The 23,124-nt window shown below is 62.2% G+C and carries 21 protein-coding genes and 1 tRNA gene; 11 read left to right on the forward strand and 11 right to left on the reverse strand.

Features of this window, described 5'->3' with window-relative positions; all coding sequences use genetic code 11:
• Positions 1 to 57 precede the first annotated feature (57 nt).
• The gene (locus A3A9_RS0110280) at positions 58 to 771 is read right to left on the reverse strand and encodes an SIMPL domain-containing protein (protein ID WP_027058712.1); all 714 of its coding nucleotides are present in this window, start codon (positions 769 to 771) and stop codon (positions 58 to 60) included.
• Between the two features lie 134 nt (positions 772 to 905).
• Between A3A9_RS0110280 and A3A9_RS0110285 the strand changes: the two genes are divergently transcribed.
• Positions 906 to 981 (forward strand) — tRNA-Ile (locus tag A3A9_RS0110285).
• Between the two features lie 181 nt (positions 982 to 1,162).
• Here the strand turns inward: A3A9_RS0110285 and A3A9_RS0110290 are convergent.
• The 4 genes from A3A9_RS0110290 to A3A9_RS0110305 form a co-directional block, all read right to left on the reverse strand.
• Complete coding sequence (locus A3A9_RS0110290; protein WP_027058713.1) at positions 1,163 to 1,861, reverse strand: CBS domain-containing protein; 699 nt, start codon at positions 1,859 to 1,861, stop codon at positions 1,163 to 1,165.
• A 62-nt stretch (positions 1,862 to 1,923) separates the two neighbouring features.
• Entirely contained in the window at positions 1,924 to 2,067 is a 144-nt protein-coding gene (cydX, locus tag A3A9_RS42160; protein WP_063827772.1) for a cytochrome bd-I oxidase subunit CydX, read from the reverse strand.
• Between the two features lie 13 nt (positions 2,068 to 2,080).
• Complete coding sequence (gene cydB, locus A3A9_RS0110300) at positions 2,081 to 3,229, reverse strand: cytochrome d ubiquinol oxidase subunit II (RefSeq protein ID WP_027058714.1); 1,149 nt, start codon at positions 3,227 to 3,229, stop codon at positions 2,081 to 2,083.
• Positions 3,230 to 3,246: 17 nt separating this feature from the next.
• Positions 3,247 to 4,827, reverse strand: coding sequence for a cytochrome ubiquinol oxidase subunit I (locus A3A9_RS0110305; protein ID WP_202596365.1), 1,581 nt, complete (start codon positions 4,825 to 4,827; stop codon positions 3,247 to 3,249).
• A gap of 153 nt (positions 4,828 to 4,980) precedes the next feature.
• Between A3A9_RS0110305 and cydD the strand changes: the two genes are divergently transcribed.
• Both cydD and cydC read left to right on the forward strand, forming a co-directional pair.
• Positions 4,981 to 6,753 carry a thiol reductant ABC exporter subunit CydD gene (gene cydD / locus A3A9_RS38590; RefSeq protein ID WP_051370849.1) on the forward strand — a complete coding sequence of 591 codons (1,773 nt, stop codon included), beginning with the start codon at positions 4,981 to 4,983 and terminating at the stop codon, positions 6,751 to 6,753.
• On the forward strand, positions 6,750 to 8,405 hold the full coding sequence (gene cydC / locus A3A9_RS0110315; protein WP_027058716.1) for a thiol reductant ABC exporter subunit CydC: 1,656 nt from the start codon (positions 6,750 to 6,752) through the stop codon (positions 8,403 to 8,405). The genes cydD and cydC overlap by 4 nt, the downstream gene beginning before the upstream one ends.
• 24 nt (positions 8,406 to 8,429) lie before the next feature.
• Here cydC and A3A9_RS0110320 read toward each other — a convergent pair whose 3' ends face one another.
• The 6 genes from A3A9_RS0110320 to A3A9_RS0110345 form a co-directional block, all read right to left on the reverse strand.
• Entirely contained in the window at positions 8,430 to 9,086 is a 657-nt protein-coding gene (locus A3A9_RS0110320; protein WP_027058717.1) for a helix-turn-helix domain-containing protein, read from the reverse strand.
• Between the two features lie 85 nt (positions 9,087 to 9,171).
• A complete protein-coding gene (locus tag A3A9_RS38595) occupies positions 9,172 to 9,528 on the reverse strand; it encodes a hypothetical protein (protein ID WP_152536094.1) in 357 nt (118 codons plus the stop codon).
• Between the two features lie 124 nt (positions 9,529 to 9,652).
• Positions 9,653 to 10,267, reverse strand: a complete 615-nt coding sequence (fixJ, locus tag A3A9_RS0110330) for a response regulator FixJ (RefSeq protein WP_027058718.1) — start codon at positions 10,265 to 10,267, stop codon at positions 9,653 to 9,655.
• Positions 10,260 to 11,780: a PAS domain-containing sensor histidine kinase gene (locus A3A9_RS0110335; protein WP_027058719.1), complete on the reverse strand. Its 1,521-nt coding sequence runs from the start codon at positions 11,778 to 11,780 to the stop codon at positions 10,260 to 10,262. Before A3A9_RS0110335 ends, fixJ begins: the two co-directional genes overlap by 8 nt.
• A 160-nt stretch (positions 11,781 to 11,940) precedes the next feature.
• Positions 11,941 to 12,390: a pyridoxamine 5'-phosphate oxidase family protein gene (locus A3A9_RS0110340; protein ID WP_027058720.1), complete on the reverse strand. Its 450-nt coding sequence runs from the start codon at positions 12,388 to 12,390 to the stop codon at positions 11,941 to 11,943.
• A 52-nt stretch (positions 12,391 to 12,442) separates the two neighbouring features.
• On the reverse strand, positions 12,443 to 12,694 hold the full coding sequence (locus tag A3A9_RS0110345; RefSeq protein ID WP_027058721.1) for a biotin/lipoyl-containing protein: 252 nt from the start codon (positions 12,692 to 12,694) through the stop codon (positions 12,443 to 12,445).
• 281 nt (positions 12,695 to 12,975) lie between these two features.
• Here A3A9_RS0110345 and A3A9_RS0110350 point away from each other — a divergent pair, with 281 nt between their 5' ends.
• From A3A9_RS0110350 to A3A9_RS0110390, 8 genes are all read left to right on the forward strand, one after another.
• Positions 12,976 to 14,169, forward strand: coding sequence for an acetate/propionate family kinase (locus tag A3A9_RS0110350; RefSeq protein WP_202596366.1), 1,194 nt, complete (start codon positions 12,976 to 12,978; stop codon positions 14,167 to 14,169).
• A complete protein-coding gene (gene mgtA, locus A3A9_RS38600) occupies positions 14,169 to 16,790 on the forward strand; it encodes a magnesium-translocating P-type ATPase (RefSeq protein WP_051370853.1) in 2,622 nt (873 codons plus the stop codon). Before A3A9_RS0110350 ends, mgtA begins: the two co-directional genes overlap by 1 nt.
• A gap of 65 nt (positions 16,791 to 16,855) precedes the next feature.
• Complete coding sequence (locus A3A9_RS38605) at positions 16,856 to 19,207, forward strand: phosphoketolase family protein (protein WP_245279009.1); 2,352 nt, start codon at positions 16,856 to 16,858, stop codon at positions 19,205 to 19,207.
• Between the two features lie 112 nt (positions 19,208 to 19,319).
• Positions 19,320 to 20,378, forward strand: a complete 1,059-nt coding sequence (locus tag A3A9_RS0110365; protein WP_343286131.1) for an Acg family FMN-binding oxidoreductase — start codon at positions 19,320 to 19,322, stop codon at positions 20,376 to 20,378.
• 41 nt (positions 20,379 to 20,419) lie between these two features.
• On the forward strand, positions 20,420 to 20,743 hold the full coding sequence (locus A3A9_RS38610) for a hypothetical protein (RefSeq protein WP_245279007.1): 324 nt from the start codon (positions 20,420 to 20,422) through the stop codon (positions 20,741 to 20,743).
• A 14-nt stretch (positions 20,744 to 20,757) separates the two neighbouring features.
• On the forward strand, positions 20,758 to 21,471 hold the full coding sequence (locus A3A9_RS0110375) for a DUF6544 family protein (RefSeq protein WP_152536095.1): 714 nt from the start codon (positions 20,758 to 20,760) through the stop codon (positions 21,469 to 21,471).
• 467 nt (positions 21,472 to 21,938) lie between these two features.
• Positions 21,939 to 22,748: a universal stress protein gene (locus A3A9_RS0110385; protein WP_027058725.1), complete on the forward strand. Its 810-nt coding sequence runs from the start codon at positions 21,939 to 21,941 to the stop codon at positions 22,746 to 22,748.
• Between the two features lie 158 nt (positions 22,749 to 22,906).
• A partial coding sequence (locus tag A3A9_RS0110390) for a transposase (RefSeq protein WP_027058726.1) occupies positions 22,907 to 23,124 on the forward strand: 218 nt, incomplete at its 3' end.

Below are 23,124 nucleotides of genomic sequence, written 5' to 3' on the forward strand. Positions count from 1 at the left end.
CCGCCAACTGGACAATGCCCGGCCGAGCAAGGCTCGACCAGGCATTGTTCGAGCTGCTTACTTCAGTTCGAAGGTAACGGTGACCTGAACGTTGTAGGCGTTCTCGCCGGCTTGCGTCGGCACTGCCGCGCCGGCGGCGGCGTCGAAGGCCTTGGCGTTGATCGCCATCGGCGGCGGCGCGATGTTCTGGTCGGTAATCTCCAGCACCCGGCCGATGGTCACGCCGGCGGCTTCGGCAAGCGTCGTGGCCTTGGCCACGGCATTGGCCACCGCCTTCTTGCGCGCCTCGGTGATCGTGGCGTCCGGGTTGTCATTGGTGAAGGAAATGCCGCCGCCCTGGTTGACGCCGAGCGAGACAGCCTTGTCAAGGATCTCACCGGTCTTGTCGATGTCGCGCACCCGCACCGCAAGCGTGTTGGTCACCTGGTAGGCGACAAGCTCGGCATCCTGGCTGCCGTCGGGCTTGTTGGTGTAGTTGTAGCGCGGGTTGATCTGGATGCCAGCGGTCTGCAGGTCACGATCCTTGATGCCAGCCGCCTTCATCGCCGCGATCACGGCGGCCATGGCGTCGTTGTTGGCGTCGAGTGCCGCGCGCGCCGTCTTGGCTTCGCGCATCACGCTGAGCGACAGCAATGCGAGGTCCGGAGGCGTGGTTGCTTCGCCCTCGCCGGTAACAATGATGCGGGGCGGCGTCGGCAAATCGGTGGCTCCAGCCATCGCCGGAAAAGCGATTGCAGCGGCGAGCGCGAGGGGCAAAAGATGTCTGGTCATGAAAATCTCCTTGGTCTGCGATCCAGTCGCAGGCGTCGCGTAGAGCGCGATTATGGGTTGATTTGGGCGATCTGTGAAAGCCCGCCGGGAAAGCCTTGTGCCGCGAGGCGAAAAACATTAATCCAGCCCGCGTGGGGCCTGTAGCTCAATGGTTAGAGCCGGCGGCTCATAACCGCTTGGTTGGGGGTTCGAGTCCCTCCGGGCCCACCATTATCGTTATTTATCAATTACTTATCTGAATTTTTGACCTCGGTTAGCCAAGTCGGAACTGGCGAACCTCCGTGCATCTTATTGATTTTATTCATTTATGGTGGACTTCGGAGAGCCGTCGGTTTGCGTAACCAACTTCGCTGATTGCGTGGAAACCCAGCGTCGTGCTGACAGTCGATGCCTAGGAAACCAAAATGACGGACAGTGGCTCGGCGCAGAAGAGATGGTCTGTCACGGCTTTGACACCGGCGACGTTCTCAGCGGCGACACGAGCCGCCAGACGCTGGCGTTCGTCAAAGATTGCTCCGCTCAGTTCGGCGATACCCTCGTCGACATTGACGTGGATCATGCTGGTGCCGGACCAGATTTGACCAGCCAGTTCCGTGACTATGTTCTGGCGGATCTGTTCGTCGGCGATCCCCGACGAAGCCGAAATTGGCAGGACGCGAAGCAATGCACGCAAAAGATCGGAGCGGGCGATGATGCCGACAACTCTGCCGCCTTCGACCACCGGAAGGCGTTTGACATGGTGACGGGTCATCAATTCGACGACGTCCTCAAGGGATGCGTCACGGGTCGTCGTAACGACGCCGTCCGACATCACCTCTTCAACCCGACGTCCGTTGGCGTGGACATATTCGTCGGCGACTTTTCCGGGACTGACAAGAAATTCGAGCCAACGCGAACGCTGGCGTTTCGTGCCCAGTTCTCCCCGGCGGAGGAAATCGCCCTCGCTGACAATCCCCACCAGAGCGCCGTCGCTGCGAATGACGGGAAGACCGCTGATCTTCCTTGAGAGCATCAACTTTGCCGCATCGGCGATCGACGCGGATGGTTCGATGCCGACGACGGGTGATGTCATGACTGCTTCGACTTGCATGTCCTTGTCCTTCAGTCGTCTCGCGGAATCTTGTGACTGGTCGGTATTGGCTAGTGGGGCGTTCACCGATCGCGGCCGCCGGCGCCGGGCCTGCTCGCCTGTACGGCTACAGTTCGACGATCCTCGCGCATCTCGAACCACATGGCGTTGAGTATGGCGAAGGAGCAGGCGAGGCCGACCCCGAGGATCCAGGAAAAGTACCACATGACGTTCAATCCTTCAGTAGGCGTTTGGGTTGCGGCCAATCGATGTGGCCGTGACGGTGCCGCGCATGACGCGGTAGACCCATGCGGTGTAGGCGATGATCAGCGGCAGGAAGACGATGGTAGCCAGCAGCATGACGAACAGGGTCAGATGGCTAGAGGATGCATCCCAGACTGTCAGGCTTGCATTGGGATTGATTGAGCTCGGCAGCAGGAAGGGAAACAGCGACAGGCCGGCTGTGGAGATGATGCCGACGATGGCCAGGGTGCTGCCGAGAAGGGACGTTTTCCAGGCATGGCCCTTCAAACCGAGATAGGCGACGACCGGGCCCAGCAGTCCGAGGGCGGGCGCCATGATCATCCACGGATGGGCACCATAGTTGGCGAGCCATGCGCCTGTGCTCGTCGTCACCATTTTGTTGAGCGGATTTGATGGACCGAGCGGATCCTGCACGCTGGTGACCACATAGCCGTCCATCAAGAATGACACCCATAGTCCTGCAAGAGCGAACAGCACGATGCTGGCGACAGCGGCATAGCGGCCATAGACCCTTGCCCGCAGGGCGACCATGCCTTCGGTTCGCGCCGCGATGATAACAGCACCGTGCGTGACCAGCATGGCGACGCTGAGCAGACCCGACACCAGCGCGAAGGGCCGCAACAGGCCGAAGAAGTTTCCGGCGTAAGAAGGCCTGAGCGTGGCATCGAGGTTGAAGGGGACGCCAAGCAGGACATTGCCGACCGCCACACCGAAGATCAGCGCGGGCACGAAGCCGCCGATGAACAGTGCCCAGTCCCAGGTAGCGCGCCAGCGCGGATCCTTGATCTTGCCGCGGAACTTGAATGCGACCGGCCGCAATATGAGCGCCAGCAGGACCGTGATCATGGCCAGGTAGAAGCCGGAGAAGGATGCGGCATAGAGTGCTGGCCAAGCCGCGAAAATGGCACCGCCACCCAGGACGAGCCAGACCTGGTTGCCTTCCCAGGTCGGGCCGAGCAGGTTGATCAGGACGCGCCTTTCGTCATCCGAGCGAGCGACGAACGGCAGAAGCGCACCGACACCAAGGTCGTACCCGTCCATGACGGCGAAGCCGATGAGCAGGACGCCGAGCAGAAGCCACCAGATGAGCCTGAGTGTTTCGTAGTCGAGGGGGATCGTGTTCATGATTGCGTGCTCCTCGCTCAGCGTTCGGGATGGGCGAATGCGCCCTGGGGGATCTGGACCGCGCCATCCACGTCATCGATGGCGACATCTTGCGGGCCGGGGCCGGCCTTGATGGCCTTGAGGATCAGGATGACCATGACGATCAAAAGGCTGGTGTAGAGCGTCAAGAAGAAGCCCAGGCTGATTGCAAGGTCGGTCAGGGTCAGACCAGATGCGGCGTAGAAGGTGGGAAGTACGCCTTCGATCGCCCAAGGCTGCCGGCCATATTCCGCCACAAGCCAGCCAGACTCGATCGCGATCCAGGGGACTGGCAAGCTGAACAGTGCGATCCTGAGCAAGATGCGGTTCTCGCCGAGCTTGTTGCGTGCGCTCAGCAGGAAGGCGGTGGCGAAAAACAGGATCATGTAGAAGCCGAGCCCGACCATGATCCGGAAACTCCAGAACAGGGTGGCGACGTCGGGGATCGTATCGAGCGCGGCCTTGTGGATTTCCTCGGGCGTTGCAGCCTGCACATCGTCACGATAGCGCTTGAGCAAAAGCGCATAGCCAAGATCGTGCCAATTCTGTGCGAAGTCGGCGCGCGCCACCTTGTCGGTAGGGCTCTTGCGGATCGCGTCGAGATCCGCCGATGCGGTGATGCCGTTGCGGATGCGTTGTTCGGCGTGATCGACGAGCTGGTGGATGCCGGGGAGTTCGGTGTTGAGGCTGCGCGTGGTGACCAGGCCCAGAACCCAGGGGATCTTGACCTCGAACCTGTTGCCGTTCTTGCCGGGAATGGCAAAGAGCGTGAGGCTCGCCGGCGCGGGTTCCGTGTCCCACATGGCCTCGAGCGCGGCGATCTTCATCTTCTGCTGTTCGGTGGCGACATAGCCGCTCTCGTCACCAAGCACGACGACCGATAGCGCCGAGGCGAGGCCGAAGCTGGCCGCGACCACCATGGATCGCTTGGCGAGCTCGATATGCTTTCCACGCAAAAGGAAGAATGCGCTGATGGCCATCATGAACATGGCGCCGGTGGTGTAGCCAGCGCTCACCGTGTGGACGAATTTGGCTTGCGCCACCGGATTGAAGATCACCGCCATGAAATCGGTGACCTCCATCCGCATCGTATCGGGATTGAAGACGGAGCCGACCGGGTTCTGCATCCAGCCATTGGCGATCAGGATCCACAGCGCCGAGAAATTGGCGCCGAGCGCGACCAGCCAGGTGACGGCGAGGTGGCCGACCCTCGGCAGCCTGTCCCATCCGAAGAAGAACAGGCCGATGAACGTCGCCTCGAGGAAGAAGGCCATCAGCCCTTCGACGGCGAGCGGTGCGCCGAAAACGTCGCCGACATAGTGGCTGTAATAGCTCCAGTTCATGCCGAACTGGAATTCCATCACAATGCCGGTGGCGACGCCCATGGCGAAATTGATGCCGAACAGCGTGCCCCAGAACAGTGTCATGCGCCGCCAGATATCGCGGCCTGTCATGACATAGACGCTCTCCATGATGGCCATCAGGAAGGAAAGGCCGAGCGTCAGCGGCACGAACAGAAAATGGTACATGGCGGTGGCCGCGAACTGCAGCCGCGAAAGGTCGACAACGGTGAAATCGATCATGCCTGCCTGTCCCGATTGATGCCGGCCGGTTGCCGGGCGTCTCTTCAGCTAGGCCGTGGCGATGGGGTCGGCATTGATTTCGATCAAAGCGATACGGCGCGCCTGCGGGCAAGAGCTAACGACATGCGCCGCGACATCAGGACAAACGGAATGCAGCAGACCGATTCAACGCAAGTCGACGCTATCCGTGACCAGGGGCGCTGGATGATGCGTCTATGGCGGCATGCGCGCGCGCCGGTGGTTGTCGCGATCACACTGCCCCTGATCTCGGGCCTGCTGCTTGTCGCTCAGGCCTATCTGCTTGCTTCGGTTCTGCATCGTGCGATCGTCGAAGGCGCTTCGCCGCATACTCTGCTGACACCCGTGCTTTGCATTGCCGGCCTTCTCGCCGTTCGCATCGGGCTTGCGATCGTCGCGGAACGCTGCGGCATCCTGGCCGCCGAGCGCATCAAGTTCTTTCTGAGATCGGCGTCTCACGCGACCCTGCTGGATCACAGGCCCGACTGGACGGCAGCCCGATCCTCGGGAGCACTGAGTTCTGCAATCATCGACCAGATCGAATCCCTGGATGGATTCCTTGTCCGCTTCCTGCCGGCGATGGCTCAGGCGGCGATCCTGCCGCTCGCCTTCGCCGTCATGGTTCTGCCTGTCGACTGGGTCGTTGGCCTGCTCTTTCTCGTCACCGCGCCGATGATCCCGCTGTTCATGGCGTTGGTTGGATGGGGCGCGGAAGCAGCCAGCCAGGCGCAGGCGGCAGCGTTCACGCGCCTGTCCGGCCTGTTCGCCGATCGCTTGCGCGCCATCGTTACCCTGAAGCTGTTTGGCCGGGCCGAAAGCGAGACCCGCTCGGTTATGGCGGCGAGCGAGGGGCTGAGGCTGCGCACCCTGGCTGTCCTTAAGATCGCTTTCCTGTCGTCCGCGGTTCTGGAGTTTTTCGCAGCGCTCGGAGTAGCAGGCGTGGCATTGTATGTCGGCCTGACTCTCCTCGGTTTCGTCGATCTTCGCCTTTCGGTGCTGACGCTTCAGGCCGGACTTTTCTGTCTGCTGATGGCGCCGGAGGTCTATCAGCCATTGCGGCTGCTGGCGGCGCATTATCATGACCGTGCCGCCGCCAAGGCGGCAGTGGCTGAACTGGCCAGGCAGTTCGATGGCCTGCCGGAATCCGCTGGGCCCCAGGCAATCCTTAAGCCGACTTCCGACACCCATTCAGCCGCGCCAATCGCCGTGGACATGGAAAGAGTTTCCTTGCACACACCGGACTCTCGCCGCCTCGTCATCGACAGCACGTCGCTCTTGGTTCCTGCCGGGCGACATGTGGCGCTGGTCGGCGAGAGCGGCATCGGCAAGTCGACGCTGCTCGAGGCCGTTGCCCGCATGCGGGCTTTCGAGGGCACGATCCGGCTTGACGGTCAGGACACTGCTGACGTTGCTGAGCCTGAATTGCGGACGCGCGTTGCCTTTCTTGGCCAGCGCCCCCGCTTGTTCCATGGCACCATCGCCGAGAACATCAAGCTGGGCTGTCGATCCGCTGGCGATGCCGAAGTGCACGAAGCCGCCCGGCGCGCCGCGGTCCTGCCTTTCGCAACCCAGTTGCCGGATGGCCTCGATACGCTGATCGGGGAGGGCGGGATCGGGCTTTCGGGTGGAGAGGCGCATCGCGTGGCGCTTGCGCGGATTTTCCTGCGCGATCCCGGGCTCGTCCTTCTCGATGAGCCCACCGCGCATCTCGACGCCGAGACTGAGTCTCAGGTGCTCGATGCCTTGATGGCCTTCGCCGCCGGCCGGACGATGATCGTCGCAACCCATTCGGCGGCCGTCGCCGACCGCATGGACAGCGTTTACAGGATTGTCGGGGCGAAGGTCCTATCGGGGCCGCATGTGCGGGCCGCGCGGCCGGCAGTGGCATTGAGGAGCGTGGCATGACGGCATTGTGGTTCTTCCGCCCCCTGTTCCAGCGCCATGCCGCACGATTGGCGTGGACGCTGCTGTTGTCCGTCGTCACGCTCGCTGCTGGTATCGCGCTTCTTGCCGTCTCCGGCTGGTTCCTGACGGCCGCGGCGCTGACGACGGCGGCCGCGAGTTTCAACCTGTTTGGTCCATCCTCGCTGATACGCGGGCTGTCCTTCATTCGCATCCTGTCGCGCTATGGCGAGAAAGTCTTCGGGCACGACGCAACGCTCCGCCTTCTGGCTGATCTGCGGGGATGGCTGTTTGCCAGCCTGTTTCCGCGCGTGCCGCTGGCCGACCGCAGCCTTCGCCATGGCGATCTCGTCAGCCGCCTGACCGCCGACGTCGATGCGCTGGATACGGTATTCCTCGTCGCCATCGGCCCCATGCTCGCCGCACTCGTGCTTGGATCAGCCATGGCGACCGCGCTCTGGGTTTTTATCCCGGCGGCGGGCCTTACCTATGCCGTATTGGTTGGCCTCGCCATCCTGGCCGTGCCGGTCGTGCTGATCCTGGCATCCCGCCGCATGGGAATGGAGTTGGTCGAAGCGTCGGCCGCCGCACGCATCGCGGTACTGGATGGCATTGACGGTCACGCCGACCTGATCGCCTTTGGTGAGACCGGGCAGGCGCGTGCATCTTTTGCGGCTTCGGCGGCGCGGCTCGCTACCGCGCGCCGCCGACTGGGAATGGCCGGCACGCTGGCGGCAGCAGCCACCCAGGCGCTTGCCGGCGCCGCGATGGTCAGCGTGCTCTGGTTCGGGATTGCGACCGTTCATGCCGGAACGATCGGCGGGCCGTCACTCGCGGGCCTGCTGCTAGGCACCATCGCCAGCTTCGAGGCTACCGGCGCGGTCGTCCGCGGCGTGGCCAGATTGGGCGTATCCGCAGCTGCCGCCGCAAGGCTCAAGGCCATCGCGACAGCTAAGCCGATGGTCAATGACCCGGCCCGTCCGGAGCCCTTGCCCAACGGCGACGTGTGCTTTGAAAGCGTCGTCTTCGGTCATGACCCTCGGCGCCCTGTCTTGCGTGGCCTCGACCTGTGCGTGAAGCAGGGCAGCCGTGTCGCAATCATCGGCCCGAGCGGTTCGGGAAAATCGACCGCTCTCGCTCTGCTGTTGCGCCTGTACGACCCGCAGGCCGGCACGGTCTCCATCGGCGGCGCGGACATCCGCACCGTCGCCCAGAGGGATTTGCACGAGAAGGTTTCGTTGTTGAGCCAGGACTCGCCTGTTGTGCTGGGGACCATTCGCGAGAATCTTTTGATCGGCCGTGCCGATGCAAGCGACGCCGCGCTCTGGCATGCACTGGCCAGTGCCCGACTTGCGGATTTCGTGCGTGGGCTGCCCGAAGGGCTCAACGCATTTGTCGGCGAGACTGGGCGAACCCTCTCCGTCGGCCAGGCACGTCGGCTTTGCCTGGCGCGGACGCTGCTGTCGCAAGCCGAGATCCTCGCCTTTGATGAGCCGACTTCGGGGCTCGACCGGGAAGCAGAGCTGGCATTCCTGGCCGATCTCTACACGGCAACGGCCGGGCGCACCGTCATTCTTGCCACGCACGCCGCACTGCCGCTGGGTGCGGCTGATCACATATTTCGTATGGTGGATGGACGGTTGGAGACTGCTTGAGAAACCGTGCCGACGGCAGAGCGACTATTCGCCCATCCCATGCAATGCATCCCATTTCGCGATTTCAACGGTGCGCAAGGACGGAAGCCTGATGATGCCTCTCTCCTTGAGCTTCGAGAAGATGCGCGACACTGTCTCGATGGTCAGGCCGAGATAGTCGCCAATGTCGGTGCGCGACATGGGAAGCTCGACATGGCTGAGTCCGCCCTGGCGTTCCGCCATATCGACAAGGAATGCCGCGACGCGCTCGATGGCATTTTGCCGGCCGAGCACCAGGAGATGCTCCTGAGCCCTGATCAGGCCACGGAGGGCGAGGGGCAGAAGCTCGCGGGACATGTCGACGCCAGTCGCGAGGCGGAATGAACGAATGCCTGTACCGCAGATCGCCTCGGCGAAGAAGTGATGCGTGGCATCCGCCTCGAAGCCGAATATCTCTCCCGACAGATGGAAAGCGCTGATCTGCCTGCGGCCGTCGGCCAGCAGGCGATAGACGCGGACGGCGCCGAACTCGACCTGATAGAGGCTGCCGGCGTTTTCCCCTTGGGCGTAAATCTCTGCCCCGGCGGGAAAGAAGCTGCAGGGTTGCGGTTGCGTGGGTGCAAACGAGTGTGAAAGGGCGGGATGAAGGGGATCCGAAGGCTGCAATGGAACTGCGGTCCTGGACGTGGTGTAGGCGAGCATCGCTGTCTCCCGTTCAATTCGTTGGAGCAGCAATGGGCGCAATCCGCAGTCTGCGAAATTCGGTTATGTCCCTAAGGGAAATTACCTAGACCGCAATACCATTCGCTATGGCCTGTTCGACGGCTTCGATCAGCGCGTTGCCAAGGAGCGGTTTGACAAGGATCACAACGCCGTCCGGCTCAGGGGAAGGCCAGGGGCGGTCGACCAGCAGGATGACCGGTCTTGGAAAGCGGGCCAGGTCGTTCCAGCCTTTCGTCCTGTCCCGGACGGCGTCTTCATCGACGACCGCGCAGCGTATCTCCGGATTGATCGGAGATGCGATTGCCCTTGCAAGGTCGGCTTGGGAATCCACGCCATAGCCTTCGGCCTCAAGTGCAAACTCGAGTGACTTCCGAAGCCCCGGATTTGGGGCGACGACAAGAACCATACGGACGATGGTCAAAGGAATGAATCCTCCAGAGAGCGGCCGTGCAGGCATCAAGCCGGCTGCGATTGGTCGGTATAACGGGAAATGGCAGGGGTACGCCTTGCGCTGCATCAATTCAGGGCGAAGGCCCGAACTGCGCTCAGGCGGGGCCGAACTTAACCGCCAGCGCCATGCGCACCAGCTCGGGCAAGCTTTTTGCCTGCATCTTCGACATGACGTTGGCGCGATGGACCTCGACTGTACGTGGGCTGATGCTGAGATCGTAGGCGATCGTCTTGTTGGGATGGCCAGCGACGACTCTCGAGAGCACCTGCTGTTCGCGCTCCGTCAATTCCTTGAGCCGTGCCTGGATGGCCGCGACATCATTGGCAGCCGGCTGCGGTTCCTCGAGCCGCTCGGCCGCACGCCCTATGGCCTCGATGAGGATCTGGTCCTCGAACGGCTTCTCTATGAAGTCCAGCGCACCGGCCCTCATGGCCTCCACGGCCATCGGAACATCGCCGTGCCCGGTAATGACGATGGCGGGCAGCATCGCTTGCGTTGCCTGAAGCGCGCGTAGCAGTTCGACGCCGCTCATGTCGGGCATGCGCAGATCCGTCACCAGGCAGCCGTTGCTGATGCCGGGTGCGAATGCAAGAAAATCCGTCGCCGAATTGTGCACCCGCACGGCGAAGCCATTCATGGTCAGCAGGAACGCCAGGGACTTCCTGACTGCCTCCTCGTCATCGACGATGTGGACCGTGTAATCAGTGATCGCCATGGCGGACGTCATCCTCGATTGTCGGCAGCGTGAAACGGAAGGTGGCGCCGCCATTGTCATTCCTGGCCACCGATATTTTGCCGCCATGGGCTTCCACGATGCGCTTGGAGATGGACAGGCCAACACCCATACCGCCAGGCTTGGTGGTGACGAAAGGCTTGAATAGCTGCGCGGCGATGTCCTCGGAAATGCCAGGACCAGTATCGGAAACCTCGATGACGACGGCTCCATCTCCAGTGGAAGTCGTGCTGACCATGAGTTCGCGCCGTTCACTGTCGCGCATTGCCTCCATCGCGTTGCGCATGAGGTTGATCAGGACCTGTTGAACCTGGACGCGGTCCGCCATGACCATCTTGGCTTCCGGCGCGAAATTGTACACGGAGCGAATGCCGCGCTCGCGAGAGCCGACCAGCGCCAGCGTGCCGGCCTCTTCGACCAGTTTGCGGATGTCTTCTGGCGCCTTTTCGGTTTCGCCCCGCGTTACGAACTCGCGCAGATGACGGATGATCTGTCCTGCGCGCAGGGCTTGCCGCGCGGCCTCGTCCAGGGCTTCTCGCATTCTGGACGCCAGAGCGTCGTCGACGTCGCGAAGCAGGCGGCTGCAGCCCTGGACATAGTTTGCAATTGCCGAGAGCGGCTGGTTCAATTCATGGGCGAGGGTGGAGGCCATTTCGCCGAGTTCGTTGAGCCGCGCCATCCTCGCCAGCTCGCCTTGTATTTCCTCGAAGCGAGCCGCCGACTCTTCGCGCTCAGTGAGATCGCGAATGAATCCGGTGAAAAAGGTTTTGCCGCCTGTTTTCATCTCGCCGACCGCCAGCTTCATGGGGAATGTGGACCCATCCTTTCGCCGTCCAACGACGACCCTGTCGATACCGATGATGCGCTTTTCCCCGGTTGCGAGATATCGGTTCATGTAGCCATCGTGTTCATGATGGTATGGCTCCGGCATCAGGATGTGGACGTTCTGCCCGACCACTTCTTGCTCGGCGTAACCGAATTGCCGGATCGCGGCAGCGTTGAACGAGACGATGGTGCCGTCCTTCTCGATGACCACGGTTGCGTCGAGCGCCGTGTCGAGTATCGAGCGAAGATGCGCCTCCCTGGCATCCAGCGCGCTTTGCGTGCTGTCCATCAATCGTCTTGCATGATGAAGCAGCTCTCCCAAAGCAGCGATGACCACGCCCGTGATCCCGAACACAGCCAATTCGAAGGTATTGCCGGGGCGCTCCGACTGTAGCGCGATCAAGTACAAAGCGGTTGGAAAGGACAGGAGGACCGCCAAAAGTCCCGGCCCGATCCCGCCGGCTATCGAAGCGACCAGAATGGCCGGTACGAAAAGAATGAAGATGGCCTTTTCGTCCAGAAAACCTTGCAGCGCGAACCGTATGGCGAAGGCTATCGCCACGACCAGAATCGCCAGCACATAGCCGTCTACGCCTTCGAAGCGGCGGGAAAGGACCAGCTGCAGGAAGCGGCCTTTCAATCCGGTAATATCCCTTGCCGGCATGATACGGCCACCAATTTTCGAGAACGACTATCTGTTTCGGCGATTCTCAATGCACTCAATATGATCCGCCACCGGCAAGCAATGCGCATCCCAGGCGCTTGGCGCCAATCACGGTCCTGGCTTAACGGAACGAAACGGGGCTGCCGCCAGGCGAAAACAGCTAATCCTTGGCCTCTCGGCCGGAGACCGCCACAACTAGAATCCGGAAAAACACATGCGGTGCGCTGTCCGCCACCGGAGGCGCGACCGGCTTGAGCGCGCCCGGCTCCCACCAGTCGGAGTGCTTGCTGCTGAGCAACGACCATGCATGGTCGCGCTCCAGTTTGTGGCCGACGCGGTCCGGCAGTTCTTCGTAGCGGCCATCGACGACCACGCTTTGCCAACCCCGCCCTTCGCCGCGTTCTTCAACCTGAACAGACACCAGTGGATTGGCGCGCATCCATTCGATCTTCTTGCCCGGCATCGAAAACGCATAGAGATGATTGTCGGCATGGGCATAGTGGATCGGCACGATGTAGGGCTGCCCGTCCTTCGCGCATGCCAGGCGACCAACACGATTGGCCGTCAGCAATTTCGTACATTCCAAGGCGGTAAGCGTGCGGATCTGCATTGGTGCGATCTCCTGGTTTCCGAGCGTCCTTGTGTTTTCGAACCGAGCGACCTCAGTCAGGCCGCATCGTCTCCAGCGTCGCCAGGACTGAACCGGGTTCGATAATGTCGTTCACCACAGCGATAATCGTCGCACGCCCATCCGCCGGGGCGACAATGTCGTGCAGTGCGTCTTCTATGCGAATTTCGGCAATTCGCTCGCCAGCCCGGATCGCGGCACCACTGACGATAAACCATCGCTCAACGATTCCCTCAGGCATCATGGCAGACGCCCACAGGTCGCCATCGGTCTTGATATATTGCATCGCTATTCTCCTTTGGCCGAGAGTCTTAAGGCGGATCGCCGGGAACGAGCATTGATCGCAATCAAAGAAGAGCGCCGATCAATCGCACCAAGACGAAAACGGATCTTCTTGATCGGCATCAAAGCGTTGGCGGTTACCAAGTGCTTTTCGTAGCCGCGGAGCTGAGGGCGTCGCCAGACAGAGACACCCCAGACAGAGACACCCTTGTGGCAACCAAATCGTCCACCAGCCGTTGCTGATGGCAAGTTCGCGTCGCGCGAGCAGAACAGTGATCAAATCGTATCATGGCCGATCCTGTTCTCCTGAGCTTCAATCCCGGATCCTCGACGATCAAGCTCGGCCTATTCGTGATCAAGGCGGATGTGCCGCATCGCCTTGGAAAAGGTGTCACCGACCTGCGCCATCAGCCGCTGGCGCTTCAGATAACTGAAGGTCCGACCGTCGCGAATATTCCGCTGAAGGCGGCTGTTTCCGACGATCTGCACGAAGTCATCGAAGAAACCCTCGGTTGGTTGGCGCACCATTTTTCAGTGAATGCGCTGGCTGTGGTTGGACACCGCGTCGTTCATGGCGGCGACCGGTTCGCTGGGCCTGAGGCGATCACCGACGAGACGCTGGCTGCAATCGAGGCGCTGGTGCCTCTGGCCCCGCTGCACCAGCCGCAGAGCGTTCGCTTGATTAAGGCAATCCGGCATCTGCGGCCCGACCTGCCGCAGGTCGCATCTTTCGATACGGCCTACCATCGCAGCCAGAGCGATCTCGTGCGCCGCTTCGCGCTGCCGCGTTCGCTCTTTGACGAGGGCATCAAGCGCTATGGCTTTCACGGCCTCTCGTACAAATACATTGCCGCGCAACTGCGGCAGGTCGCGCCGGACATCGCCAGCCGCCGCATCGTCGTGGCGCATCTGGGCAGCGGCGCAAGCCTGTGCGGACTTGAAGGCGGCGTCAGCCGCGACACCAGCATGGGGTTCTCGACGCTGGACGGCATCCCCATGGCAACACGTTGCGGAGATCTCGATCCGGGCGTGCTGATCCATCTGGTGAAGCAGCGCGGCCTGTCGATCGAGGCGGTTGAGGACATGCTCTACCACCGCTCCGGGCTGCTCGGCGTTTCCGGCATCAGCGCCGACAGCCGCGATTTGATCGGCAACGACTCATCGGCCGCTCGCGAGGCACTGGACCTGTTTGCCTTCCGCATCGCTCGCGAGACCGCGGCAATCGCCAACACGCTGGGCGGGCTCGACGGCATCGTCTTTACCGCCGGTATCGGCGAGCATCAGCCCCAGATCCGAGCAGCCGTCTGCGGCCATCTTTCATGGCTCGGCGTTGCCATCGATCCCGTGGCGAATGCAGCGAACGCGACGCGGATCGAGGCGCCGGATGCCAGAGTAGCCGTCCTCGTCATTCCAACCGACGAAGAACAAGTCATAGCCGAGGAAACCTGTTCGGTCTTCCAGGCAGCAAAGGCGCGTTGATGATCTCGGCAGCCAATCTCGCGAACAAGCCTGCACGGGAAATACGCCCCGATAACCTCGCTGCGTTCTGGACGCGCACGCCGGATTTTCTCTACACGGCTCTTCATTGCGGCGGCGACGGCCTGAGCTCGGCGGATGCCGAAGCCAGGCTTGCCCAATATGGTCCCAACAGCGATGCGGCGGCGAAGACCGACGGTTTGTGGCGCGCGATCCTGCGACGTCTTCTCGAGCCGCTTTCGCTGATCCTGCTGGCGGCGGGCATAGTGTCGTTGGCGACGGGCGACGTGATCGGAGGCGGGATCATCGTCGCGATTCTTGTGCTTTCAATCGGCCTGGATACCGTGCAGGAGGGACACGCGGTCAAGGCGGCCGAAGTGCTGCGGCGTTCCGTTGCGCTGAAGGCCGAAGTCAAGCGAGACGGCTCCTTTCACCAGATCGACGTCGAAAACGTCGTCCCGGGCGACATCCTGCGCGTCCGCGCCGGCGACATCATCCCCGCGGACGCCCTGATCCTCGACAGCACGGCCTGCACCGCCGGCGAGGCGGCGCTGACCGGTGAACCCTATGCGGTCGAGAAGCGTTCGGGCGTGGTCACGGCGACAAGCCCCGGAGAAGCGTCGAATGCCTTGTTCCGGGGCGCGGTCACGCAGACCGGTGAAGCGATAGCGCTCGTCGTCGGCACCGGCCGGTCGACTGTGTTTGGCGCCGCCGCGTCGGCACTCGCCGAGGCGCAAGCTCCATCACCGTTCGAGCGCGATCTGCATCAGTTCGGCCTCGTCATCGCGCGGCTGAGCCTGGCGCTGGTGGTTGTCGTCCTTGCCACCAGGGTGCTGCTTGGCCGCTCAGTGCTGGACTCGGTGCTGTTCGCGGTGGCGCTTGGCGTCGGCCTGACGCCCGAGCTTCTGCCGATGATCACGACAGTAACCCTGTCGCGCGGCGCTATGCGCATGGCGCGTCGCAAGGTCATCGTCAAACGGCTTGCCTCGATCCATGACCTTGGCGCGATGACGGTGCTGTGCACGGACAAGACCGGCACGCTGACCTCGGCGGAGATCACGCTTGCCCGCAGTCTCGACCCGGCCGGTAGCGAGGATGCGCGCGCCGCCCGGCTCGGCGCCATCGCGGCCGATCTCGGTGGCGATCGCGGTTCGCTCGATGCGGCGCTGATCCAGGGCTCGGCCGATGCATCGCGGGGTTGGACCCTGTCGGGCCGGCACGCCTTCGATTTCAGCCGGCGGCTGGGTTCCGTGCTCGCGGCCGGTCCAGAGGGTCCGCTGCTCATCGTCAAGGGCGCGCCGGAAGCGGTGCTGGCGCTCTGTTCCGCGCAGCGAACCGGAGGCACGTCGTCACCGATGGGAGAGACCGAACGAACCCAGGCGATCGAGCGGGTCCATGCTTTGGCGGGCGACGGCCTGAGAACCATTGCCGTCGCCTCGCGTCCATGGTCGGGATCGTCGCATGAGGTGGGATCGGCCGATGAGGCAAACCTCGTCTTCGAGGGGCTCTGTGCCTTCGCCGACCCGCCCAAGCCGACTGCCGCCGCCGCGATAGCCCGGCTTGCAAATGCCGGTGTCAGGCTGAAGATCCTGTCCGGCGACGATCCGGTTGTGGTCAAGCGACTTGCCGGACTTGTCGGCCTGAATGCCGGGAAAGTCCTGTCCGGCGCCGACATCGTGGCGTTGAGCGATGAAGCGCTCGCGGTCCAGGTCCAGTCGGTCGACGCCTATGGACGACTGGCGCCGGACCAGAAATCCCGGATCATAAAGGCGCTGCAGGCCAGGGGCGCCATTGTCGGCTATCTCGGCGACGGCATCAACGACGCGCCAGCCCTCAAGGTTGCCGACATCGGTCTCTCGGTCGACGGCGCAAGCGGAGTGGCGCAGGCCGCCGCCGACATGATCCTCCTGGCATCCGACCTCGAAGTCGTCGCAGACGGCGTCGAGGAGGGCCGGCGGACATTCGCCAATATCCTCAAATATGTGCGCATGGGCGCCAGTTCGAATTTCGGCAACATGCTGTCGATGGCGGTCGCGGCCATGGCACTGCCATTCCTGCCCATGCTGCCGACGCAGATCCTCTTGAACAACCTGCTCTACGACCTGTCCGAACTCGGCATTCCATTCGACGGCGTCCGGGCCGAAGCCACGGCGCGGCCGCAGGTCTGGGACATGCGCGGCCTGATGCGGTTCGCCGGCGTCATGGGACCGCTCTCCTCGCTGTTCGATTTCATGACCTTCGGGGCGCTGCTGCTGATCTTCCATGCCTCTGCCGCGGAGTTCCGCACCGCCTGGTTCCTGGAGTCCATGGCGACGCAAATCCTAGTCATCTTCATCATCCGCACCAATGGCCGGCCCTGGCAGGATCTTCCCCGCTTGCCCCTGGCGGCCTCCTCGCTCGTGGCATTGGTCGTTGCCATGGTGCTGCCGTTCACGCCGCTCGGAGCCTGGTTTGGTTTTGAAGCGCCTTCCGTGCCGATGTTGGCAGGCATCGGCGTCATCGTGGTCGCCTACCTCGTGTCGGCGGAACTGTTGAAACCTCTGGCCGTCGGCCCGGCATCGCGCGGGCGGGCCGGATCCACGCGTGACCCTTCATTTTTGACGACATCAGGAGCATCGCAATGACAGTACATAAACCTCAGGGTTTGGCGGCAGAACCAACTGTTCTGGAGCCGAATACGCTCAAGCTCATGCACGCCTGGTGGCGCGCGGCGAATTACCTGTCGGTGGGACAGGTCTATCTCCTCGACAATCCGCTCCTGCGCGAACCTCTCAAACTCGAGCACGTCAAACCGCGCCTGCTCGGCCATTGGGGGACGACGCCAGGCCTGAACTTCATCTATGTCCATCTGAACCGGATCATCAAGGCGAGGGATCTCGACGTCCTGTTCATCGCCGGCCCCGGACATGGCGCGCCAGGTATCGTCGCAAACACCTATCTCGAGGGCACGTACAGCGAGCTCTATCCCGACATCTCCCGGGACGAGGACGGATTGCGCCGCTTTGTGCGGCAATTCTCGTTTCCCGGCGGAATTCCAAGCCATGCCGCGCCCGAGACTCCCGGCTCGATCCATGAAGGCGGCGAACTCGGCTATTCGCTTGCGCATGCCCACGGCGCCGTCCTCGACAATCCCGATCTGATCGTTGCCTGTGTTGTCGGCGACGGCGAAGCCGAAACCGGCCCGCTGGCGGCATCATGGCATTCCAACAAGTTCCTCAATCCGGCGGCCGATGGAGCGGTGTTGCCGATCATGCACCTGAATGGCTTCAAGATCGCCAACCCGACCGTGCTGGCGCGCATATCCCCGGAGGAGTTGGAGGCTCTCTTTCGCGGCTACGGCTACGACCCGATCTTCGTCGAAGGCGAGGAGCCGGAGATCATGCATCAGAAGATGGCGGCGGCCATGGAAGAGGCCTTCCAGCGGATAAAACAGATCCAGCATGACGCACGCAAAGCCGGCGTCTCCGCGCGCCCGCGCTGGCCGATGATCGTCCTGCGCAGCCCCAAGGGCTGGACCGGGCCGAAGACCGTCGACGGCCTCAAGACGGAAGGGTCTTGGCGTTCACACCAGGTGCCGTTCAGCGACATGACCAAGCCGGGGCATCTCAAACTGCTGGAAGACTGGCTGCGCAGTTACCAGCCGCAGGAATTGTTCGACGAAGCCGGACGGTTGCACGCCGAGATCGCGGCGTTGGCGCCTGCTGGCAACAGGCGCATGAGCGCCAATCCGCACGCCAATGGCGGCACCCTGAAGCGCCCGCTGCGGCTACCCGACTATACCACCTATGCGGTGGCCGTGGCGTCCCCAGGCGAGGTTGAGGCCGAGGCGACGCGGGTGATGGGCACATTCCTGCGCGATGTCATGAAGGCCAATGATGCGACGCGCAACTTTCGGGTTTTCGGGCCTGACGAGACGGCCTCCAACCGCCTCCAGGCACTCTTTGAAGTCACCAACCGCGCCTGGGATGCCAGCGCTACATCGGAGGACGATCATCTCGCGCCATCGGGACGCGTCATGGAAGTACTCAGCGAGCATCTTTGCCAGGGTTGGCTGGAAGGCTATCTGCTGACCGGACGCCATGGGTTGTTTTCCTGCTACGAGGCCTTCATCCACATCATCGATTCGATGTTCAACCAACATGCGAAATGGCTGAAGACCTCGCGCGACGTGCCATGGCGGCAGCCGATCGCGTCCTTGAACTACCTGCTCACATCCCATGTCTGGCAGCAGGACCACAACGGCTTCAGCCATCAGGACCCGGGCTTCATCGACCACGTCGTCAACAAGAAAGCCGATACCGTCCGCGTCTATCTGCCGCCGGATGCCAACACGCTGCTCTACGTCACCGACCACTGTCTCAGAAGCTGGGACCGGATCAACGTCATCGTCGCGGGCAAGGCGCCGGCGCCGCAATGGCTCGACATGGATGCGGCAATCAAGCACTGCACGCGAGGCATCGGCATCTGGGAATGGGCAAGCAATGATCGCGGTGGCGAACCCGACGTGGTGATGGCCTGCGCCGGCGATGTGCCCACGGTCGAGACGCTTGCCGCCGTCGATCTGCTTCGGGGGTATATTCCGGATCTGAAAGTGCGGGTCGTCAACGTCGTTGACTTAATGACTCTGCAGCCAAAGTCCCAGCATCCGCATGGTCTCACGGACAGCGATTTCGACGCATTGTTCACCAAGGACAAGCCGGTGATCTTCGCCTATCACGGCTATCCCTGGCTCATTCATCGTCTGGCATACAAGCGCACCAATCACGACAGCATGCACGTTCGTGGCTACGAGGAAGAAGGCTCGACGACGACCACCTTCGACATGGTGGTCCGCAACAGGCTCGACCGCTTTCATCTTGTCGCCGACGTCATCGACCGGGTGCCAAGGCTTGGCGCGGCGGCCGTCTACGCCAAGCAAGCGATCCGCGACAAGCTGGTCGAGCACGATCGCTACATCCGAAAGCACGGCGTCGACATGCCGGAGATCCGGGACTGGCGATGGTCCGCCAATTCCTCACGCGCAGTCGATTTTGCGACTTAACTCATTTGAAGACAACCGCACCGGTCATTGTTGGCCGCTTCGCGATTGTCGAACACAGATCGGCCACAAAGCGATGAACAGGCGGCAATATCTGGTGGGTGGAGGCGCCCTGATGGCCGCCGGCGTCGGAGCAACCTGTTTGGGGTTCCGAAACATGGGGTCGATGGCGGAATACAACGCCTCCGTTACCGCGACCCGCTCAGCCTTGGAACAAGCGCCGGGGACGAGCGACCTGATCCGCTACGCGACGCTTGCGGCGAACAGCCACAACACCCAGCCGTGGCAGTTCAAGATCAGTGATGTCGGGATAGAAATTCTGCCCGACATGGCGCGACAGATCGCGGTCGTCGACCCGGACAATCATCATCTGTTTGCCAGTCTCGGTTGCGCGGCGGAAAACCTGGCTATCGCCGGCAGCGCGCGCGGAAAGCCCGGCGAACTGAGTTTCAGCCCAGCGAATGACGGCGCCGTGATGTTTGCGTTCGGCGGCGGGACACCTGTCGAGCCGGCGCTGTTCGATGCGATCCCGAAACGGCAATCGACACGTGGCGACTATGACGGCAAAGCCGTCGGCAGCGGCGATTTGCAGACGCTTTCTGCCGCAGCGACCCTGTCGGGCGTCGATCTCGTTCTCATCACGGATCGGCCAGGGATCGATCGCGTGCGCGACCTGGTCGTCGCCGGCAACAATGCGCAGGTCGCCGACGCCGCCTTCGTGCGGGAACTGAAGACCTGGCTGCGCTTCAGCCCCCGACAGGCGATGGTGACCGGTGACGGCCTCTTCAGCGTATCAAGCGGCAATCCCGCCCTTCCGGAATGGCTTGGTCGGGTCATGTTCGATCTCGTCTTCAAAGCCAAGGCCGAGAACGAAAAATACGCTCGACAGCTTGCCTCTTCGGCGGGCGTCGCCGTCTTCGTCGCCCAGAAAGAAGACCGCGAGCATTGGGTTCTGGCAGGCCGCGCCTGCCAGCGCTTCGCGTTGCAGGCCACCGCGCTCGGCCTCAAGCACGCTTTCATCAATCAGCCCGTCGAAGTCGCTGGCCTGCGGCCGGAACTGGCGACGCTTGTCGGCTTGCCTGGGCGACGTCCCGACCTCGTCATGCGCTTCGGCTACGGAGCCGCGCTCCCCTTCTCGGCGCGCCGGCCAGCAGAAAGTGTAATCCTATCTTGAACGCTCCCGTTCAGATCCCATCCGCATCGGCGGCACGGCTCGTGACAATCAAAGCCATTCACACCGTCGTCTGGGCTTTTTTCGTCGGGTGTATCCTTGCAATCTGGGTGTTCGCCTTGCGGGGTGACTATTTCTACGCGGCGCTGTCGATCGGCGTCGTCCTGGTGGAGGTGCTCGTACTGGTCCTGAACGGATGGCAGTGCCCCCTCACATCTCTTGCTGCGGGCTACACCGGCGATCGACGCGATAACTTCGACATCTATCTTCCAGAATGGCTTGCGCGTCACAACAAGCTGATCTTCGGGAGCCTCTATGTGGCCGGAATAGCGGCCACGCTCGCGAAGTGGAGCAATGCGCCAACATAGAGGAAGGCCGCATGATGGCTGAGGATGATCTTCTGATCAGGAAGCGGTTGCCGGCCGCTGTCTATGACTTGGCGCTACGTCTCGGTGTCAGTCCCGAGATCCGCCGAACGACGGTCAAGCTCACGCAAACAGGACGGATGAAACAACGGCTTGGCGCCACGTCCTGGATGTCATTTACCGCAACACAAACGATCTCCACGCGCGAATGTGCCTTCGACTGGCGGGCACGGTTTGGTCCCTTCGGTATGATCTCAGTGCGCGATGCGTTGAACGGCGGCGAGGGGCGGTTGGATGTCATGGCGCTCGCCATCATTCCGCTCGCCCGCGCCGAGCACTCGTCGGCGCTGATGCGCGGCGAGCTGATGCGATACCTAGCAGAACTTGCCTGGGCGCCCGACGCTATTCTCTTCAACACCACCCTGCGCTGGCGTGAAGACGGTCCCGACAGGCTGGCCGTGAGCGCCGGCGTGGGAGAGACAGCGGCCGAAGTCACGCTCAGCCTCGACAGTGAGGGGAGGATTGCCGGTGCCTTTGCGCCCGATAGGCCGCGTTCGGCCACGGCACCAATCCTGCCAACTCCATGGCGCGGCCGTTTCTCCGACTATCGTGGTCACGGCAATTTGTGGCTTCCGTTTGCCGGAGAGGTCGCCTGGGAAATCGACGGGAAGGAAGCCGTCTACTGGCAGGGGCGGATCGAACGTTGGGACGCGTCCAACGCTGGTGTTTGATCTGTGCGATTTCCGCACTTCCGCGCCGGCCCGGCGTCCGGCTTCAGCGATACGGCATGCGCTGCCGAGGACCGCATCTGATTGAGGCAATCATCGCTTATATCGGCAGCTTGCCGCCACCATGACCGACGCCACGCAAGAAAAGCTCGCCCAGTTTGGCTTTAATGCCGTTAGCGAGTTCGCGGCGTGTCCAGCGTTGCCAGGGTCGCCCCGGGTTCGATAACAGTATTTACAGCCGCGACGATCTCGTGCAGCGCGTCTTCAATTCGAACTTCCGCTATCCCTCGCGCGCTTCTGGCTGGTCGAGCACGGCGCCATTTCGGAAAATGATTTCGAATCAAGGCACGGCCTGCCGAGGCGGGATCGGCGAGTTGAGAAAAAGCGTATCTTTGACCCGCATCAAGGCATCGGGCGCTCGCGAATGCGATTCATCGCGCATTCGATCGCTTCAGCGAAAGGCGCCTGCAATGTCTTACAAAACAATTATCGTGAACCTGGCCGTAGATGCATCTCCTGCGCCCATAGTGAAGGTGGGGGTAGAACTTGCAGAACGGTTTGGCGCCCATCTTATCGGCTTGGCGGCTGCGGACGTACCGCCGCTCGTCGCAACGGGCGATGGCATGGTCTACGAAGGCGAGATCATGCAGATTCAGCGAACGGAAATCGAAAAGCGGCTCGCGGAACTGCGCACCGAATTCGAGAGATTGGTTCCTGGTTCGATCCGGAGCGAATGGCGACAGGCGGTTTGCAGCCCAACCCGCTTCCTCAGCGTTTGTGCCAGAGCGACCGACCTTATCGTCACCGGCGAGGCAGGAGACAATGTGTTTCGCGCCGTGGATATCGGCAGCCTTGCGCTCGGAGCTGGCCGTCCCGTCCTGGTCACCGCAGGCGATGTTGATCACATCCTTGCAAAAACCGTTCTGGTTGCCTGGAAGGATACCAGGGAAGCACGACGGGCACTGGCCGATGCGTTGCCTTTTTTGGCTAAGGCCGACACGGTTGTCATAGCGACGATAGGCACCGATAGCGACGAAAGCCTTCGTGACAGCCTGGCCGATGTCGCCGTCTTTCTTGAACACCATAGCATCAAGGTGCGAACCGAACTGATCGCAGGGGAGGCTAATGGCGACCGGTTGTTGACATTCGCCCGTTCGATCCATGCGGACCTGATCGTCTCTGGCGCATATGGCCATAGCCGCTTGCGGGAATGGGCGTTCGGCGGCGTCACCCGCACGCTGATGGAAGAGGGCAGCATTAACCGCTTGATGTCGTATTGACAGTCGGTCACATCGGAATTTCAAGTCCGCTGCTTGCAGTTCCAGGCTGGAAATGATCGCCCCGCGCGCGTCGCCGTTTGACCTAGGGTCAGGACCTATTAAAGTTCTTGCGGAGACAGCAAACGGCTGATTCATTGGCGGTGCGAGGAGGCGCTGCAATGAGTGATTTGATCTGGCTGTCGGAGGCGCAGATGCGCCGGATTGAGCGGCATTTCCCGCTGTCTCACGGAGTGCCCAGGGTCGATGATCGGCGGATCGTCAGTGGCATCATCTTCGTGATCAGGAACGGCCTTCGGTGGCGCGACGCGCCCAGCGAGTATGGTCCCCACAAGACGATCTACAACCGCTTCATCCGCTGGAGCCGGCTCGGCGTATT

The organism is Mesorhizobium loti CJ3sym, assembly GCF_000472785.1.
In the GTDB taxonomy this organism is placed as follows: domain Bacteria; phylum Pseudomonadota; class Alphaproteobacteria; order Rhizobiales; family Rhizobiaceae; genus Mesorhizobium; species Mesorhizobium loti_E.

Coding starts and splice junctions, on each gene's coding strand:
- A3A9_RS38605 (WP_245279009.1), top strand. CDS start 16,856: ATGCACGCCTGGTGGCGCGCGGCGAATTACCTGTCGGTGGGACAGGTC.
- A3A9_RS0110335 (WP_027058719.1), bottom strand. CDS start 11,780: ATGCCGGCAAGGGATATTACCGGATTGAAAGGCCGCTTCCTGCAGCTG.
- A3A9_RS0110385 (WP_027058725.1), top strand. CDS start 21,939: ATGTCTTACAAAACAATTATCGTGAACCTGGCCGTAGATGCATCTCCT.
- A3A9_RS0110340 (WP_027058720.1), bottom strand. CDS start 12,390: ATGCAGATCCGCACGCTTACCGCCTTGGAATGTACGAAATTGCTGACG.
- cydC (WP_027058716.1), top strand. CDS start 6,750: ATGACGGCATTGTGGTTCTTCCGCCCCCTGTTCCAGCGCCATGCCGCA.
- A3A9_RS0110375 (WP_152536095.1), top strand. CDS start 20,758: ATGGCTGAGGATGATCTTCTGATCAGGAAGCGGTTGCCGGCCGCTGTC.
- A3A9_RS0110280 (WP_027058712.1), bottom strand. CDS start 771: ATGACCAGACATCTTTTGCCCCTCGCGCTCGCCGCTGCAATCGCTTTT.
- cydX (WP_063827772.1), bottom strand. CDS start 2,067: ATGTGGTACTTTTCCTGGATCCTCGGGGTCGGCCTCGCCTGCTCCTTC.
- A3A9_RS0110365 (WP_343286131.1), top strand. CDS start 19,320: ATGGCCGCCGGCGTCGGAGCAACCTGTTTGGGGTTCCGAAACATGGGG.
- A3A9_RS0110345 (WP_027058721.1), bottom strand. CDS start 12,694: ATGCAATATATCAAGACCGATGGCGACCTGTGGGCGTCTGCCATGATG.
- cydD (WP_051370849.1), top strand. CDS start 4,981: ATGCAGCAGACCGATTCAACGCAAGTCGACGCTATCCGTGACCAGGGG.
- mgtA (WP_051370853.1), top strand. CDS start 14,169: ATGATCTCGGCAGCCAATCTCGCGAACAAGCCTGCACGGGAAATACGC.
- cydB (WP_027058714.1), bottom strand. CDS start 3,229: ATGAACACGATCCCCCTCGACTACGAAACACTCAGGCTCATCTGGTGG.
- A3A9_RS0110320 (WP_027058717.1), bottom strand. CDS start 9,086: ATGCTCGCCTACACCACGTCCAGGACCGCAGTTCCATTGCAGCCTTCG.
- A3A9_RS0110290 (WP_027058713.1), bottom strand. CDS start 1,861: ATGCAAGTCGAAGCAGTCATGACATCACCCGTCGTCGGCATCGAACCA.